At 69.9% G+C, this 15,594-nt stretch carries 14 protein-coding genes and 1 pseudogene; 11 read left to right on the forward strand and 4 right to left on the reverse strand.

Annotated elements, in window-relative coordinates; translation table 11 throughout:
* Window positions 1-11 precede the first annotated feature (11 nt).
* The 7 genes from ATK36_RS04135 (at window position 12) to ATK36_RS34155 (ending at window position 6,924) form a co-directional block, all read left to right on the forward strand.
* Window positions 12-1,589, forward strand: a complete 1,578-nt coding sequence (locus tag ATK36_RS04135) for a GMC oxidoreductase (protein WP_098509886.1) — start codon at window positions 12-14, stop codon at window positions 1,587-1,589.
* Window positions 1,558-2,793, forward strand: a complete 1,236-nt coding sequence (locus ATK36_RS04140; RefSeq protein ID WP_098509887.1) for a DegT/DnrJ/EryC1/StrS family aminotransferase — start codon at window positions 1,558-1,560, stop codon at window positions 2,791-2,793. Before ATK36_RS04135 ends, ATK36_RS04140 begins: the two co-directional genes overlap by 32 nt.
* Complete coding sequence (locus tag ATK36_RS04145) at window positions 2,790-4,361, forward strand: iron-containing alcohol dehydrogenase (RefSeq protein WP_098509888.1); 1,572 nt, start codon at window positions 2,790-2,792, stop codon at window positions 4,359-4,361. Before ATK36_RS04140 ends, ATK36_RS04145 begins: the two co-directional genes overlap by 4 nt.
* On the forward strand, window positions 4,358-4,927 hold the full coding sequence (locus tag ATK36_RS04150; RefSeq protein WP_098509889.1) for a VOC family protein: 570 nt from the start codon (window positions 4,358-4,360) through the stop codon (window positions 4,925-4,927). Before ATK36_RS04145 ends, ATK36_RS04150 begins: the two co-directional genes overlap by 4 nt.
* Window positions 4,924-5,415 carry a cupin domain-containing protein gene (locus ATK36_RS04155; protein ID WP_098509890.1) on the forward strand — a complete coding sequence of 164 codons (492 nt, stop codon included), beginning with the start codon at window positions 4,924-4,926 and terminating at the stop codon, window positions 5,413-5,415. The genes ATK36_RS04150 and ATK36_RS04155 overlap by 4 nt, the downstream gene beginning before the upstream one ends.
* A gap of 106 nt (window positions 5,416-5,521) precedes the next feature.
* Window positions 5,522-6,394 (forward strand): arylamine N-acetyltransferase family protein, encoded by an 873-nt coding sequence (locus ATK36_RS04160; protein WP_245914306.1) that lies wholly within the window; start codon window positions 5,522-5,524, stop codon window positions 6,392-6,394.
* A gap of 401 nt (window positions 6,395-6,795) precedes the next feature.
* Entirely contained in the window at window positions 6,796-6,924 is a 129-nt protein-coding gene (locus tag ATK36_RS34155) for a hypothetical protein (RefSeq protein WP_281259005.1), read from the forward strand.
* 10 nt (window positions 6,925-6,934) lie between these two features.
* Here ATK36_RS34155 and ATK36_RS04170 read toward each other — a convergent pair whose 3' ends face one another.
* The 3 genes from ATK36_RS04170 to ATK36_RS04180 all read right to left on the reverse strand — a co-directional run bounded on the left by ATK36_RS04170 (window position 6,935) and on the right by ATK36_RS04180 (window position 10,366).
* A complete protein-coding gene (locus ATK36_RS04170) occupies window positions 6,935-7,507 on the reverse strand; it encodes a hypothetical protein (RefSeq protein WP_098509891.1) in 573 nt (190 codons plus the stop codon).
* Between the two features lie 442 nt (window positions 7,508-7,949).
* Window positions 7,950-9,041, reverse strand: coding sequence for an Rv2629 family ribosome hibernation factor (locus ATK36_RS04175; RefSeq protein ID WP_098509892.1), 1,092 nt, complete (start codon window positions 9,039-9,041; stop codon window positions 7,950-7,952).
* A gap of 32 nt (window positions 9,042-9,073) precedes the next feature.
* Window positions 9,074-10,366 (reverse strand): NAD(P)/FAD-dependent oxidoreductase, encoded by a 1,293-nt coding sequence (locus ATK36_RS04180; protein WP_098509893.1) that lies wholly within the window; start codon window positions 10,364-10,366, stop codon window positions 9,074-9,076.
* A 386-nt stretch (window positions 10,367-10,752) separates the two neighbouring features.
* Here ATK36_RS04180 and ATK36_RS04185 point away from each other — a divergent pair, with 386 nt between their 5' ends.
* Entirely contained in the window at window positions 10,753-11,217 is a 465-nt protein-coding gene (locus ATK36_RS04185; protein WP_098509894.1) for a DUF6328 family protein, read from the forward strand.
* Between the two features lie 124 nt (window positions 11,218-11,341).
* Here ATK36_RS04185 and ATK36_RS04190 read toward each other — a convergent pair whose 3' ends face one another.
* Window positions 11,342-13,135 (reverse strand): thiamine pyrophosphate-requiring protein, encoded by a 1,794-nt coding sequence (locus ATK36_RS04190; protein WP_098509895.1) that lies wholly within the window; start codon window positions 13,133-13,135, stop codon window positions 11,342-11,344.
* A gap of 220 nt (window positions 13,136-13,355) precedes the next feature.
* Between ATK36_RS04190 and ATK36_RS31985 the strand changes: the two genes are divergently transcribed.
* From ATK36_RS31985 to ATK36_RS04205, 3 genes and pseudogenes are all read left to right on the forward strand, one after another.
* Entirely contained in the window at window positions 13,356-13,760 is a 405-nt protein-coding gene (locus ATK36_RS31985) for an STAS domain-containing protein (RefSeq protein WP_170069590.1), read from the forward strand.
* 172 nt (window positions 13,761-13,932) lie between these two features.
* Window positions 13,933-14,976, forward strand: coding sequence for a GAF and ANTAR domain-containing protein (locus ATK36_RS04200; protein WP_098509897.1), 1,044 nt, complete (start codon window positions 13,933-13,935; stop codon window positions 14,974-14,976).
* A 150-nt stretch (window positions 14,977-15,126) separates the two neighbouring features.
* A pseudogene (locus tag ATK36_RS04205) lies at window positions 15,127-15,566 on the forward strand (hypothetical protein).
* Window positions 15,567-15,594 lie beyond the last annotated feature (28 nt).

The raw sequence follows: 15,594 nt of genomic DNA on the forward strand, positions 1-15,594 counted from the left end.
AATGGAGGATCATGAGACGTCCGCACATCGAGACCGACGTCCTCATCGTGGGTTCCGGACCGGTGGGCGCCACCTTCGCGCGCACGCTCGTCGACGGCGGCCGCAGCGTCCTGATGGTGGATGCCGGGCCGCAGCTTTCCCGGCGGCCGGGTGAGCACTTGAAGAACCACCTTGCCTATCAGCACAGCCACGAGCGGTTCGGCACGCTGGTCCGCGGGCATCTGCACCCGTTGTCACGACCCGCCCCGGCGGCGGATCGCGCCGGGGAATTGATCAGCCTGGCCGCGGGTGTCGCCACGTACGCGGTAGGCGGGATGGCCACCCACTGGACGGGAGTGACTCCCCGGCACCATCCGGTGGTCGAGCGATCCGGAGCGTTTCCGGCCGGCGAATGGGATGCGCTCTACCGCGACGCGGAGACGCTCCTCCGAACGGACACCGGGTTGACGGCCGACGCCATCTCTCATCTGCTCGTGCTGGATACGCTCGCCGCCGAGTACGCGGAACTGTCGGGCCCGGATCGCGTTCAGGACCTCCCGATCGCCGCGGAACGCCGTGCGGACAACCCCCGCTTGGTGCGCTGGACCGGCGCGGACACCGTCCTCGGCCCGCTCGCCGAGGACGACCACAGCGGGTTCGTCCTGCGCGAGCAGCACCAGTGCACGCGGCTCGTGCCGGCGCAGGACGGGTCCCGCGTCGACCACGCCGAGATCGTGGACCACACCACCTCGCAGACCCTGCGCGTCGAGGCGAACACTTACGTCGTCGCGTGCGGGGCGGTGCTGACGCCGCAGTTGCTCTACGCCTCCGGCATCCGCCCCGCCGCGCTCGGCCGTTACCTCACCGAGCAACCGGTCGCGTTCTGCCAGATCGTGTTCGGGGACGACCTGCTCGAACGGGCCGCGACGGATCCGCGCTTCGCCGGGCGGATAGCCGCTCAGCGGGCCGGTCATCCGGCCGACCCGGTCCTGATCCCGGCGGACGACCTCGATCCCAACGTGTGGATCCCGGTTTCGCGCGACCGTCCGTGGCACTGCCAGATTCATCGAGATCTTCCCTACGACGACATGGCGGCGGACCCGGGCACGGACGGGCGGCTCGTGGTCGATCTGCGCTGGTTCGGGCTGGTCGACCCGGCGCGGGCGAACCGGGTGCGCTTCTCCGACACGGCGAAGGACGTCTACGGCATGCCGGAGGCTTCCTTCGAGTTCGCGCTCAGCGATGAGGATCGCGCACGGCAGCACCGGATGATGGCGGACCTGCGACGAGCGGCCGCCGCGCTCGGACCGTACCTGCCCGGTTCCGAACCCCGGTTCGTCGTCCCCACCCTGCCGTTGCACATCGCGGGAACCACGCGGATGGGGCCCGATCCCGATTCCAGCGTGGTCGATCCCGGATCCCGAGTCTGGGGGATGGAAAACCTCTATCTCGGCGGAAACGGCCTCATCCCGACCGGCACCGCGAGCAACCCCACGCTGACCAGCGTGGCGACCGCGCTACGGGCCGCACGGGGAATTCTCCGCGCCGGCCACCCATTCTCAGCAGGAAGGAGTTCACATGAGCGGCCCGGGATACCTGTTTCTCGGTGACGAAGAGAAGGCACTGGTCCAGCAGGCGCTGGACGGGTGGCAGCTGAACCGGTACCGATTCGGGGAATCGGCCGAACCGTCCATGGTGCACACTCTGGAGCGGGAATTCGAGCAGCGCACGGGTGCTGCTCACTGCCTCGCGGTCAACAGCTGCACCTCCGCTCTGCTCACCGCGCTCACGGCGCTCGGCGTCGGCCCCGGTGACGAAGTGATCGTCCCCGGATACACCTTCATCGCTTCCATCGCCGCGATCGTCCACCGGGGTGCGATCCCCGTTCTCGCCGAGATCGACGAGACGCTCACCCTCTCGCCTGAGGACGTCACGCGCCGGATCACGCCCGCGACGAAGGCCATTCTCGCGGTGCACATGCTCGGCGCCCCCGCCGATCTCGGCGAGTTGCGGCGGATTGCGGACGAGCACGGCTTGTTCCTGATCGAGGACGCTGCCCAGGCTTGCGGCGGCCGGTACCGGGGTCGCGCGCTGGGCACGGTGGGGGACGCGGGTGCGTTCTCGCTCAATCTGTTCAAGATCATCACGAGTGGCGACGGCGGTCTGCTGACGCTCGCGGACGACAACGCCTACGAACGCGCGTTCGCTTTCCACGACCACGGGTTCAAGCCGTTGCGCCAGGGAATCGCCGACGCGGACTCGTTGTTCGGGATGAACCTCCGGATGCACGAGCTGAGCGGAGCGGTCGCGCTCGGCCAGTTGCGCAAGATCGACGACATCCTGGCGACGCTGCGCAAGCAGAAGACGGCATTCCTCGACGCGCTCGGCGAGCTTCCGGGCGTGACGCGCAGGCGGATCACGGATCCGGACGGCGAATGCTGCTCCTTCCTGGTGCTGCGGTTCGAATCCGTGGCGGTGGCGCGGGGCGTGGCCGCGCGGCTCGGCACGTCCACGCTCATCGACTCGGGCCGGCACTACTACGGGAACATGCCCCAGTTGCTGGCTCGCCGCACGCCCACGCCGGCGGAGCATCCGTTCTCCTGTCCCGCACACCCCACCGGCCGTCGGTATGAGGCGAACATGCTGCCCCGCACCGACGACATTCTCGCCCGTTCGATCACCTTGTCCGTTGGGGTCGTCGACGCCTACCTCGGTTCCGGAGTCGGCATCACCCCGTTGTCGTCCCCGGCCGAGATCACGGCTGCGGCCCAGTCCGTGCAGTTAGCCGTCAATGAAGTGGTTGCGAGGAAATGAACGCATTCCCAGTCGAATCCGCACAGTCGGACACGTCAGTCGATTCCTTCCGCTGGAAGGTCGAGGCGGAACAGTCCATTTCCTATGAAGTCCGGATGACCAAGGGGGTCTTCGATCCGTCCAACGCCGCACTGCTCGAGGCGGGAGCCACCGTCCGGGCGGAGCGGCTCCGCCGGTTCATCGTGATCGACGCCACTGTGCACGAGATCTACGGCGACGCCCTCCGCCGGTACCTGGAGCTCAACGGCTGCGAGTATCACCTGTGCGTGCTGCGGGCCTCGGAAGAGGCGAAGACGATGGACGCGGTGTTCACCGTGGCGAAGGAACTCGACGCGTTCGGCATCTCGCGCAGGCACGAGCCGATCATCGGCATCGGCGGCGGAATTCTCCTGGACATCGCGGGCTTCGCCGCCAGCATGTACCGGCGCAGCACCCCCTACGTCCGGGTGCCGACGTCCCTCATCGGCCTAGTCGATGCCGGAGTCGGCATCAAGACCGGGGTGAACTTCGGCTCGCACAAGAACCGGCTCGGCACGTACTGCGCGCCGACCGTCGCGCTGCTCGACCGGGGCTTTCTATCCACTGTAGACGACCGGCACATCAGCAACGGTCTCGCGGAGATCCTCAAGATCGCGTTGATCAAGGATTCGAGGCTGTTCCAGCTGCTGGAGGACAACGCCGAGCTCCTGCTGGCCGAACGGCTCACCGGGCGGACGCCGTCCGGCGAAACCGCGACGAGGGAGGTGTTCCGCCGCGCTGTGGGCGGCATGCTCGAAGAACTGGAGCCCAACCTGTGGGAGCAGCGTCTGGAGCGGCTGGTCGACTATGGCCACTCGTTCAGCCCCACGTTGGAGATGCGGGCGCTTCCAGCGCTCCTGCATGGCGAGGCGGTGACCGTCGACATGGCACTCACCACAATGCTGGCCGAGGCACGCGGCCTGGTGTCAGCGCAGGACCGTGAGCGGATCATCGGCCTGATGCGGAGGCTTCGACTGCCCGTCTGGCACCCGTTGCTCGAAGCAGGGCTGCTGGAGCACGCGTTGCGGGAGACCACCCAGCACCGGGACGGACGGCAGCGGATGCCGATTCCCGTCGGCATCGGCGGAGCCTGCTTCCTGCATGACCTCACCGTCACGGAGCTCGCGGACGCAGCCGAAGCCTTGCGGCGACTCGACGAGAGCGCGGAGCCGGGCGGCGAACTGCTCGTCACGGAGGTCGGTGTCCGGGCCGAGGCCGCCGAGCACCGTACGATCCGCCGGGACGGGATGAGCAGCACCTCGGAGGTCATCACCTGGTCGGCGCTGCCGCCCGGGGCATCGCTGGAGGAGGATGCGCAAGCGGGTACGGAGAAGTTCTGCTTCGTTCTCGCCGGCCATGGCGAACTGGAAGTCGACGGCGTCGCGCACGCGATGCACCCCGGCTATCTGGTCGCCATCCGGCCGGGGGCAGCGCATCGTTTCGCGAATCCCGGCGCCGAAGAGCTGAGCTGGCTGGTCGTCGAGGTGCCCGGTCCGTCCGGCTCCCCGGCGCAGGACGCGGCCGCGCTGGCCCCGGGAGCCGTCGCGTGACGCGGCCCGCCGGCCGGAGGGGAATCCCCGGGGCTGCCGCGGTGCACCATGTCGCCTACACGGTTCCCGACTTGGGCCAGGCGGTTGAATTCTTCACGGAAGTCATCGGTGCAGAGCTCGCGTACACCCTGGACTCGGTGCAAGACACCGAAGGCGACTGGATGACCCGCAAGCTCGACGTCGACGCCGCGGCGACCGCGCGCGTCGCCATGCTGCGGCTGGGACCGGTGACGAACTTGGAATTGTTCGAGTACACGGCCCCCGGCCAGCGGAGGCAGTTGCCGCGCAACAGCGACTGGGGAGGCTGCCACCTGGCGATCCACGTCGAGGACGTCGACGTGGCCGCCGCCTACCTGCGCGCCCAGCCGGGCGTGCGGGTCCTCGGTTCCCCGGAAACCATCGCCGACGGGCCGATCGAAGGCGATCGGTGGGTGTACTTCGTGACGCCGTGGGGGATGCAGATGGAACTGATCAACCTGCCCGGGGGAATGCCGTACGAACAGCAGACGAAGGTGCGGCTGTACCAGCCGGACGATGGCTGGTCCGATTATCGAGGAGTCTCATGAGCGAGCACGGAATAACTCCCGAGCAGCCGGCGCTCGTCCCGGCCGGCGAGGGGGAGACGATCTGGTTCGACGGCAACGTCTACACCGTCAAGATCAGCGGCGACGCCACCAACGGCGCGCTCTCGGTGCTGGAGTCCTCGGTCCTGCCCGGGTGCGGCCCGCCGCCGCACGTGCACACCGAGTCGGACGAGGTGTTCCACGTCCTGTCCGGGCAGCTGGAATTCCAGGTCGGCGAAGATCGGTTCACCGGCAAAGCCGGGGACTACGTTTTCGTCCCGCACGGCACCCCGCATTGCTTCAAGAATGTCGGCGTGCACGTCGCTCATACGATCTTCGCGTACACTCCTGCCGGGTTCGAGAAGTTCTTCCTGGCGTCGGGTCAGCCCGCGGTGCCCGGCACTCCGGTGCCGCAATGGGGCCCAGAGGAGTTCGCGCGCGCGGTGGCGATCGCCCCGAATTTCGGGTGGGAGGGACCCAGCACGAAATAGGCGGCCAACTGCCCGATTCCTCCGCGGTGCGACGGCAACGACTTGTGCAGTGCGTCGCCGTCGCACCGTGCGACATTGACCGACGCCGAGGTTGCAGGAGAGGACCATGACATCCCTCGAACCCTTCTCGTTCCCAGCAGCCGACCCGATGGCGAGCTTCGACACCACCGCATTCGACCTGGACGCTTACCTGGCGCGAGTCGGTCATCCGCACGCGGAACCGTCGGCGAAGACGCTGAGCTCGTTGCACGCCGCGCACGTGCGGGCGATCCCGTTCGAGAACGTCGACGTGGTGCTGCGCCGTCATCGCGGCATCGAGCTTCCGGCCATTGTGGACAAGCTCGTTCGCCGGAACCGCGGCGGATACTGTTTCGAGCACGGGTTGCTGTTCGCGGCCGCGCTGGAGGAGCTCGGCTTCGCGGTCCGGCGCAGTTTCGCCCGGGTGCGACCGGGCCGGGAGCACGGTTCGTACACCCATATGCTCTCGATGGTGCGCACCGGCGGTGCGGACTATCTGGTGGATGTCGGATTCGGGGCGTGGGTGATGTACCCGACGCCACTGATCGACGGGGCCGAAGTGGATCAGGCCGGCTGGCGGCATCGGGTCCGCTGGGACAACGGCCAGTGGTTCTTCGAGAAAAGCGCCGGTGACGGATGGGACACCTTGCACGCCACCCTCGGCCTGCCCGCCCGCCAGATCGACTACGAGGTATTCCATCACTACACTTCCACGCATCCGCGTTCTCCGTTCACCGGTCAGCTGGTGGTGATGCGGCTGGCCGACGGGGTGACACGACGGCTGGTCGGCACCCAGCTCACCACCGAATACGATGACGGCCGTCTCGAGACTGCCGAGATAGTCGGCGTCGAACTCGCGGAAACCCTGCACTCGCTGGGCGTCGATCTGACTCCGGCGGAACTGTCCGCACTGCGGGAATTCTATGATTCCGCGCGACACTTTCGCGGGGAGCGACTGTGACCGCGTTTCGAAACGCGCGCCGGTCTCGTCTGCGACGCGATCGCCCTCGCTGCCCGCTGCTGCCTGGCTAGAGCCTGTTTCGATGTGCTGGCCTGCGAGGTTGTCGAGCAGTGTCGTGGGTGTGGCGTGTCGTGGATCGGATAGACGAGGTCTCCGGTAGACCGATCAACGGCCAAGCTGATCAAGAACACCGGAGACCTCGTGTCCAGCCTGGCGGGGCCGGGGCGAGCCGACATGACCGACGCTCAGTGGGCGGTCGTGGAACCGCTGCTGCCCGTCGGCAAGAAGCCCGGCCGCCGACCACTGTGGACCCAAACGCCAACTCCTGGACGGCATCCGATGGCGGGTTCGTGTCGGTTCTCCGTGGCGCCCGTGTATGGGGCTGGCAAACCGTCTGTGGCATGTTCCGGTGCTGGCAGCGCGCCGGTGTGTGGGCGCTGTTCCTGGCGGCGTTGCAGACCTGGGCCGACGCTGCCGGGCTGATCACGTGGGAGGTGAGCGTGGATTCCACGATCAACCGGGCGCCCTGACGCGCGCCGTTCAGAGTTCGGCGCGCCCGGCGGCGGGCAGGCTGTCGAGGGTCCTGCGCAGGGCCTCGACGACGCGGCCGTGGCCGAGCGGGAGCTGGTCGTCGGTCTCGTCGGTGCTGTGCGCGATCATCTCGACGTCGATGCCCTGCTCCCGGAGCGCGGCGATTTCGTTGCCGTGCCGGACGAACCACGTCTCGTCGGCGCTCTGGGCGTCGCCGGGGCTGATCGTGCCCTCCGCGGCGGGGTCGACGAGCAGGACCGATCGGAGCGTGCCCGGGAATCGCGCGGCCAAGCGGAGAGCCTCGCTCGCGAACGGCCCGCTCACGACCAGGTCGCCCCGGTGCAGCCGGCCGGCCGGCGCGGCGAGTGCCTCGACGCAGGCGGCCCAGGCACCCGCGGCCGGGAGGCGGCACCAGAGGATCTCGTGGCGGTCGGCCAGCGGCCTCCAGGTGGCGGGCAGGCCATCGTGCTTGGCCGAGCCGGCCGGATCGAGCACGATCAGCCGGCGCGCCCCGGGACGGCCTGCTGTGACCAGCGGTGGTCCTCCGGCGCGGACGGGATCCGGGGGGAGTGATCCGGGCATGACTGCTCCTTTCGCACGACTGTCCCGCAGTTCCCGGCGTCCGGCGGTGATAAACCCGCCGCGGTAGTCGGTGAGCCGGTGGGAAGGCACGCATGATGCATGCCGGATCGGACTGGTCTGCCGCGGCCCCGAGAACGCGTGGCGAACCAGGCAGGCCTGCCGCGGTCCGGCGTGCTTGCCGTGGGGGTGGTGGTGCGAGTGTGCTGCGGTGTGAGGGTGTGTCGGTCAGCGGGCCTGTCGCGGGGTGGTGGTGCAGGAATGCCGCGGTCCGAACGTATGTCGGGCGGTGGGCTTGCCACGGCCCGGCGGGTGCGTGCCTGCCGCAGCCCGAAGGTGCGTCCCGGTCGGCAGGCCTTTCGCGGTTCGGTGATGCGGGCCGGTCGGGGAAGGGGATGCTGGGCTCGCTGACCGGCCGTGGCCCGCGGCCGGTCGGGCGGCAGGCTCAGGAATGTCGCAACAGCGCGCCGAAACCGTCGGCGAGATCGAGGCGTTCGTCCATGACGACGACATCCGCGCCGGCCGCGACGGCGGCGTAGGGCAGGGCCTCGTCCGCGCGATGCTCGACCGGGTCGTCGGCGCCGAGTGCCCGGAGACGGGACCGGTGTACTCCGATCTGGCCCGGTTCCGCGCCGGTGTAGACCCGGGCGTCCCCGGGATCGCCGACGAGCAGGGTGGTCACGTTCGCCTCCACCAGCGCTGCGGTGACGGCCGGTAGGCCGGCGACGGCCAGGCCGGGCTCGCGCGCCGCCTCCGCGCGGAAGCGTTCGGCGAGGTCGTCGAGTTCGGCCAGATACTGCCCGGCGAGCAGTTCGCGGATCGCACGGTCGAGTTCCGCCCGCCCGGCACCCGGGGCTCGGCTGCCGGTGTCCACTTCGGCGGTGTGCGGGCGGACGGGTGCGGGCAGCCGGTCGTGGAGTTCGGTGCGTGCCTGGACTTCGCCGGCCAGTACGATCACCCGCGGGTGGAGGCGTTCGGCGGCCTTCGAGACCCGGTCGGCGACCTCGGCGAGGTTGCGGTGCGCGGTCTCCTCGGCGCGCGACTGGACGTCCCGGTGTCCCGCGCCGCCGCCACGGACCTTGTGCACGGGATGGTCCCGCCCCCGCACGGTCTCGGTTTCCACGCTGCCGTCGGGCCGATGCGTCTCGATGTCGGCGCCGGTGCGGTCGACGAGGACCACCAGGTGCGTGGTGGCGTCCTCGGCATGGGTCAAGGCGGGCAGGAAGTACGGGAGTGCCGAGTATCGCGTTTCCCCGGCCGGTGGTGGGGCGGCGAGCCGCTGGTCGAGCAGGACCGTGCCGCGGGCGGCGACGAGGCTGCGTCCGGCGCGCCCGACCGGGGGCTGCCCGGTCTCCGCCGCGTGCAGGACGGCGTCGACGGTCGGCCGGTCGGCGTCCTGCTCGTTGAGCGCTGCGGTGATTTCCTTGAGATGCAAGCGCAATTGCTGGCCGGCGTCTTCGGTGTCGTGTGTTTCGTCGAAGTGTACCGAGGCGAACGGGCCGCCGGTCAGCAAAGTGCGTAGGTCGGCTGTGTCCATTCTGGATTCCTCCTCCGGTTTACGGCCGTTCTTCAGCGGGTTCGCGGCAGTTCGGGCGAGGCGGTGTCCAACGGGACCGCGCCGGAGCGGACGAGGCCGAGCTGGACGGTCTGCCGCCGGCCGATCGCCTCCCCAGCCCAGTCCGCGGCCGTGCGCAGGCGGTTCCCCGGAAGGGCGAGCAGGTGGTAACCGCGGGTCACGAGACGGGCGGGCAGGCCGGCCAGCGGCACGTGCAGGGGGTTGGCCGCGCCCTGCCCGGCGCCGAGGTCGACCGCGAAGCCGAGGTCGTGATGCCGGTATCGGCGCAGGCGGCCGGAGCCGAGCGACGCGGCGACGTTGCGGGCGGCGAGTTTTCCTTGCCGTTGCGCGTGTTGCGCGGTCATCGGGGTGGTTTCGCCGGGGCGGGCGAGGTCGGGCACCGCCGCGGCGTCCCCGCAGGCGAAGACGTCCGCCCGGCCCGGTACGTTCAGTTCCGGGGTGACCACCAGCCTGCCGTGCGCGGTCTCCAGGCCGAGTTCGGAGACCAGTGGGTCGGGCCGGACGCCGACGCACCACACGAGCGTCCGCGTCGGCACCGCGGCACCGGTGGTGAGGGTGACCCCGCCCCTGCCGGCCTCGTCCACGGAGGTTTTCATCCGGACGTCGACGCCGCGTTCGCGCAGTACCCGGTCCGCCGTCTCACCGAGCCGCCGGTCCAGGCCGGGCAGCACCCGTTCGGCGACGTCCAGTAACAGCCAGCGGATCGGCTGCCCGTCGAGTTCGGGGTGCCGTCGTGCGAGCGCGGCGGTGAACGCGGGACCCTGCGCGGCGACCTCCGTTCCGGTGTAACCGGCACCGACCACGACGAACGTGCACCGGGCGTCGCGCTCGGCCGGATCGTCGGTGGTGGCGGCGAGTTCGATCTGCCGGGTCACGTGATCACGGAGGTAGAGCGCTTCGGGCAGGCCGCGGAATCCGTGCGCGTACTCGGCGATGCCCGGGATGGGCAGCAGCTTGGTCACACTGCCCGCGGCCAGGATCAGCCGGTCGTAGCTCAGCTTCCGTTCCCGGTACTCCGGATCGACGTAGGTGACCGCACCGGCGTCGAAGTCGACCGAGGTGGCGGTGCCCAGTACCAGCCGTACCCCGTGCAGGGTGTCCGGAATGGACACCGCGACATGGCGGGGTTCGACGATCCCGGCCGCCACCTCGGGCAGCAGCGGCAGGTAGAGGAAGTAGTCGGTGGGGTTGACCACGACGATTTCGGCGCGGTCGCGGAGCGTCCGCAGCAGCGTCTCCGCGGCGTGGTAGCCGGCGAACCCGCCACCGATGATCACGATGCGCATGGCACGGCCCTCCTTTCCCGCATCGGGTACCCGCTGCGGGGCCGGGCAATCACGGCAGTTCGGCCGCGGCGAGCAGTGCGGTCCCGGCCTCTCGCGGCGCCCTGCCTGCCGCCGGACGAGGTCCGGGAATTCCGCGGGCATCCCCGGTTTCACCTGGCCGCGCGTCCGCATGACCACCGTGCTTCGCCCGGATACCGGCCGGCGGGGTACGCGCTCAGACGGGCTGCTTGCCATCGGCGGCCAATGCGGTCGACCGCGGTGCGACCGCGGAGGTCCGTAAAGGGGCCCTTCACGGACCTGAGAACAGGTCTGGAGCACACCACGAGCCCCTGCCTGCCCTGTCCCGGGGTGACCGCAGTCGGCGCGCGGTTGCCTACACTCGCCGGATGACGGAATCGACCGGGGAAACGCGCGAGCATCGGCTCACCCGCAACGTGGCGGAGATGCTGCAGGAGATGCGGGTCGCGCAGGCCGGGGTGCAGATCCTGTTCGGGTTCCTGCTTTCGGTCGTGTTCACCGCCCAGTTCCGCGGGGCGGACGGTTTCGAGAAGGGCCTGCACCTGACCGCTGTACTGCTCGCTGTCGCCTCGACCATCTTGCTCACCGCGCCCGCGGCGTGGCATCGGGTGCTGTTCCGCAGCGGTGCGCGGGACTGGATTCTCCGCGCCGGCAACCGGACGGTCATCGCCGGACTGTGTTGCCTGGCGCTGGCGATCACGGTGACCGTTTCGCTGATCGCGAAGGTGGTCTACGGGACGGTCGCGATGGCGGTCGTCGGTGGAGTCTCCCTGCTCGGGTTCGGCTTGCTGTGGCTGGTGCTCCCGTGGCGCCTGCGGCCGCGGGACGAGTGAACCTCGGGCCTCGGGCGCGGGCCGGCGGCGGTGTGCCGTCGCCGAGTCACCACCGACTCATGCCCTTCCGTAGCCTGCTATCCCGCGGCGGAGCGGCGCGGTGGCGGAGGAGCCGGGGTGACGGTCATCGGGCGCGTCCGGGAAGGAACTCCTGCATCTTCGTCTTGGCGCCCTGCGTCACCAGGTGGAAGGCCTCCGGGTCGCCCTTGAGCACCGCCTCGGTCACGGATTTCATCTGCTCGAAGGTCGCGTGCGGCGGGATGGGCGGGACCTCGGCGTCGCAGCGTACGTCCAGCACGGTCGGGCCGGTGGCGGCGAACGCGGCGTCCCAGGCCCGGCCGAGGTCGCCCGGCTCGTCGACGGAGACCCCGGCCAGTCCGAGACTGCGGGCGAAACCGGCGTAGTCGACGTCCGGCAGCGATTGGGACTCTTCGAATTTCGGCGCGCCGCCCATCGCCCGCAGCTCCCAGGTGACCTGGTTGAGGTCGTTGTTGTGGAACACGCAGACGATCAGGCGCGGGTCCGGCCACAGGCCGTGGTAGCGGGCGATGGTGATCAGCTCGGCCATCCCGTTCATCTGCATCGCGCCGTCGCCGACGAGGGCGACGGCCGGCCGGTCCGGGTGCGCGAACTTGGCGCCGATCGCATACGGCACGCCCGGACCCATCGTGGCGAGCGTGCCCGACAGGGAGGCCCGGATGTCGCCGCGGATGCGGAGATTACGGGCGTACCAGTTGGTCGAGGAGCCGGAATCGGCGGTGACGATCGCGTTGTCCGGAATGCGCCGGGACAGCTCGTGCACGATCCGCATCGGGTTGACCGGCGTCGCGTCGACGTTCGCCTGCCGGTCCACTGTGTCCCACCATTCGGCGACGTTCTTCTCGATCTTTTCACGCCACGAACGGTTTTCGTTCCGTCGCAGCTGGGGCAGCAGGGCACGCAGGGTCGCGGCGGCGTCGCCGATGAGGTTGACCTCGGTGGGATAGCGCATGCCGATGAACCGGCCGTCGAGATCGATCTGGACCGCGCGGGCCTGCCCGAACTCCGGCAGGAACTGGCTGTAGGGGAAGTTGGAACCGACGATCAGCAGGGTGTCGCAGTCCCGCATCATCTCGTAGCTGGGCCGGGTGCCCAGCAGCCCGATCGCGCCGGTCACGTACGGCAGTTCGTCGGAGAGAACGTCCTTGCCCAGCAACGCTTTCGCCACGCCGGCTCCGGTGACGTCGGCGACCTGGCGCACCTGTTCGGCGGCGCCGCGCGCGCCCTGCCCGGCCAGGATCGCGACTTTTTCACCGGCATTGAGCACCTCGGCCGCCTCGGCGAGGCCGGCTTCGGGTGGCACCGGGTTCGGCCAGAAGGCGCCGGGCGGGCTCGACGGCATCTGCTTGAACACGTGCTGCGGTGGTTCGTAAGGCTCTTCCTGCAGGTCCGCCGGGATGATCAGCGCGGTCGGCGTACGGGAGGAGCGTGCCACCCGGAACGCGCGGTCGAGCGCGTTGGGCAGTTGTTCGGCGACGTTGACCTCGATGCAGTACTCGTTGGCCACATCCCGGTACAGCGCTTGGAGTTCGATCTCCTGCTGGTAGCTGCCGCCCATCGCAGTGCGCGCGGTCTGCCCGACGATCGCGACGACCGGGACGTGGTCGAGTTTCGCGTCGTAGAGGCCGTTGAGCAGGTGGATGGCACCGGGCCCGGAAGTAGCCATGCAGACGCCGACGCGGCCGCTGAACTTCGCGTATCCGACGGCGGAGAACGCGGCCATCTCCTCGTGCCGGGCCTGGACGAACCGCGGCTTGTTGCCCGCCTTGCCGAACGAGGCGACGAGGCCGTTGATGCCGTCGCCGGGGTAGGAGAACACCTGCTCGACACCCCAGTCGCGCAGCCGGGCGAGCAGGTGGTCGCCGACGGTTTCGGTCATGGCAGTCCTCCCGTGCGTAGCGATCGGGGATCCGGCTACCCCGGTCCGCGGTGGCCCACACCTGCCGAATGCCGTGCATCCGCGGGCGGACTGCGCTACGGTCGGATCGGGAGCGGTTCAGCCCACGTGCCGTTGCCCGACCCAGAGAGGCCCGTTTCGGCGGGTCCCGGGCCGGGCCGTGCACATCGGGTCCGGCCTCGCGTGTCGCGAGGAGGGCACCATGACGCGAGAATCGCACCTCGACCTGCCGGGAACCCCGGCGAGAATCCTGGTCACCGCCACGGCGACGGAGACCGTCGTCGCCGTGGCGGCCGAACTCGACCTACGATCCACCGGCCGGCTGCAGGAACGCATCACCGGCGAACTGGCGTTGCGGCCGCGCGGGCTGATCGTCGACCTCACCCGGGTGACGTTCTGCTCGGCCGGGGGCGTGGGCGTGCTGACCGACGCCGCCCGGATCGCCGCCGCCGCGAATATCGGTTTCCTTGTCGTAGCCTGCCATCGCGCGGTGCTGCGGCCGCTGCGGGTGCTGGGGCTCGAACCCGAGCTGGCGATGGCCGACAGCCTGGCCGAAGCCCTCGAACGGGTGACCGCCGCGCACCAGCTCGCCATCGAGGTGGGCTAGCTCCGCCCGCGCGCCGTCCCGCCCTGTCGCGCTCCGCCCCGCCCCGTCCGCAAGTTATGGCTGTGAAGGGGCCCTTCACGGACTCAGAGTCCGTGAAGGGCCCCTTCACAGACCGCCATCCTGTCCAGAGGGGGGTACGTTGGCAGCGGGCGGCGTCGGCGGAGAGGGAGTAGTGGAACCCGAGACCGGAACCACTATCGAGTATTCGGTGGTCGTGCGGCTGAGCGGCGACTGCCCCGGGTCGTGTGCCGAACTGGCCGCATTGTCGGCGTCCGCGCCGAAAGTGGTGATCTTCGAGCTGAGCGGGCTTACCGCGTTCGCGTGCGAAGACCTCACGATGCTGCGGGAGTCGGCCGGTGCGGGCCGGGCCGTGTTCGCCTGCCGGCCGGACGGCGTGGCACGGCGGGTGCTCGAAGCGGAAGGCGTGCGCGTCGCCGATTCGGTCGCCGCGGCGCTGGCCGACGAGGATGACCCGCTCGAGCCGTCCGGAGTGGCGTTCCGGTCGCTCACCGAACGGCTGCTCGCCGCGCCGAGCGTCGGCGCGGTCCTGCAGCACATCGTGGATGCGGCGGCGTCGCTGGTACCTGCCGCCGACCTGGTCTCGATCACGCTGCTCGCCCCGGACGGCCGGTTCCACACCGCGGCGTACACCGATCCGACGGCTGCGGAGCTGGATCGGCTCCAGTACGAACTGGGCGAAGGCCCCTGTCACGACGCCGCGTTGCCGGATCGCCCCGAGTTCATCGAACGCGCCGATCTGCGCGCCACCGGGACGTGGCCGGACTGGGCGGCTGTCGTGGCCGGACTGGGCTGGCGCAGCGTGCTGGCGATCGCCTTGACCGACGACACCGTCCCCCGATTCTCCGGCGCTCTGAACCTCTACGCCCGCGCCCCCGGCGGTCTGGCCGGCGCCGACCGCGACATAGTGCTGCTGCTGGCCAGCCACGCCGCGCTCGCCGTGGCCGAAACGGACGCGGTGACGCGCGATGAACTGCATCAGGCACAGCTGCGGACCGCGCTGGACAGCCGGGACGTGATCGGCCAGGCGAAGGGCATCCTCATGGCCCGCCGCGGACTGGACGCGGACGCGGCGTTCGAGCTGCTGCGCCGGGCGTCGCAACAGTTGAACGTGAAGTTGGTGCAGCTCGCCGGAACGCTGGCGCGGCAGCACGCCGAGCTGGACGTCGGGGCGCCGGAGGAACCGGATCCGGTCTGAGCCGGGGCACCGGAGACCCGCGCCGGTTCTGTGGCCCCGCGCACGGTCCGGAGCCGGGCGACTGACCCGGGAGCCTCCGGGTAGCCGTTTCGAGACCGCACTCTCCGAGGAGGTCTCAGGTCCACCAACGCTTATCTCTCGTTTCTCGCCATCGGGGTCGCCTTGATCCTGCTGGACGGTCAGATCATCTATCGCAGTGGCAAGCGCTACCTCGGGAACGTCGACGGGAGCCCCGCCGCGGCGCCGTCGATGGCGCGGCTGGTGACGACGCTGTTCCACTTGTCGACCCTGGGCGTGCTGGCCCTGATCTCGACCATCGGCATCGGCGGCAGCGATTTGCCCGGCGTAGTCGGGCGAATCGGCGTGCTGCTGCTGGTTCTCGCGGTGGCACACGCCATTACCCTCGCCGCGCTGGCCCGGATCCGTGGCGAGCGGGAGGCGGAGGCGTTCGTCCAGCGCGGCGGCGCATCCGGCCGGGGCGGGCTGTCGAAATGCCCGGCCCGACCGTGACGCCGGTGCCGGGGCAGGAAGGGCTGCACCCGGATGTGAGCCCTTCGCTGGAGAACCGTTCGCCTTACACCGCCTCGTGACGATGGCGTGCAGGGCCACGACATGTCG

Source organism: Amycolatopsis sulphurea (assembly GCF_002564045.1).
Lineage (GTDB): Bacteria > Actinomycetota > Actinomycetes > Mycobacteriales > Pseudonocardiaceae > Amycolatopsis > Amycolatopsis sulphurea.

Coding starts and splice junctions, on each gene's coding strand:
- ATK36_RS04135 (WP_098509886.1), top strand. CDS start 12: ATGAGACGTCCGCACATCGAGACCGACGTCCTCATCGTGGGTTCCGGA.
- ATK36_RS04140 (WP_098509887.1), top strand. CDS start 1,558: ATGAGCGGCCCGGGATACCTGTTTCTCGGTGACGAAGAGAAGGCACTG.
- ATK36_RS04145 (WP_098509888.1), top strand. CDS start 2,790: ATGAACGCATTCCCAGTCGAATCCGCACAGTCGGACACGTCAGTCGAT.
- ATK36_RS04155 (WP_098509890.1), top strand. CDS start 4,924: ATGAGCGAGCACGGAATAACTCCCGAGCAGCCGGCGCTCGTCCCGGCC.
- ATK36_RS04160 (WP_245914306.1), top strand. CDS start 5,522: ATGACATCCCTCGAACCCTTCTCGTTCCCAGCAGCCGACCCGATGGCG.
- ATK36_RS34155 (WP_281259005.1), top strand. CDS start 6,796: ATGTTCCGGTGCTGGCAGCGCGCCGGTGTGTGGGCGCTGTTCCTGGCG.
- ATK36_RS04170 (WP_098509891.1), bottom strand. CDS start 7,507: ATGCCCGGATCACTCCCCCCGGATCCCGTCCGCGCCGGAGGACCACCG.
- ATK36_RS04175 (WP_098509892.1), bottom strand. CDS start 9,041: ATGGACACAGCCGACCTACGCACTTTGCTGACCGGCGGCCCGTTCGCC.
- ATK36_RS04180 (WP_098509893.1), bottom strand. CDS start 10,366: ATGCGCATCGTGATCATCGGTGGCGGGTTCGCCGGCTACCACGCCGCG.
- ATK36_RS04185 (WP_098509894.1), top strand. CDS start 10,753: ATGACGGAATCGACCGGGGAAACGCGCGAGCATCGGCTCACCCGCAAC.
- ATK36_RS04190 (WP_098509895.1), bottom strand. CDS start 13,135: ATGACCGAAACCGTCGGCGACCACCTGCTCGCCCGGCTGCGCGACTGG.
- ATK36_RS31985 (WP_170069590.1), top strand. CDS start 13,356: ATGACGCGAGAATCGCACCTCGACCTGCCGGGAACCCCGGCGAGAATC.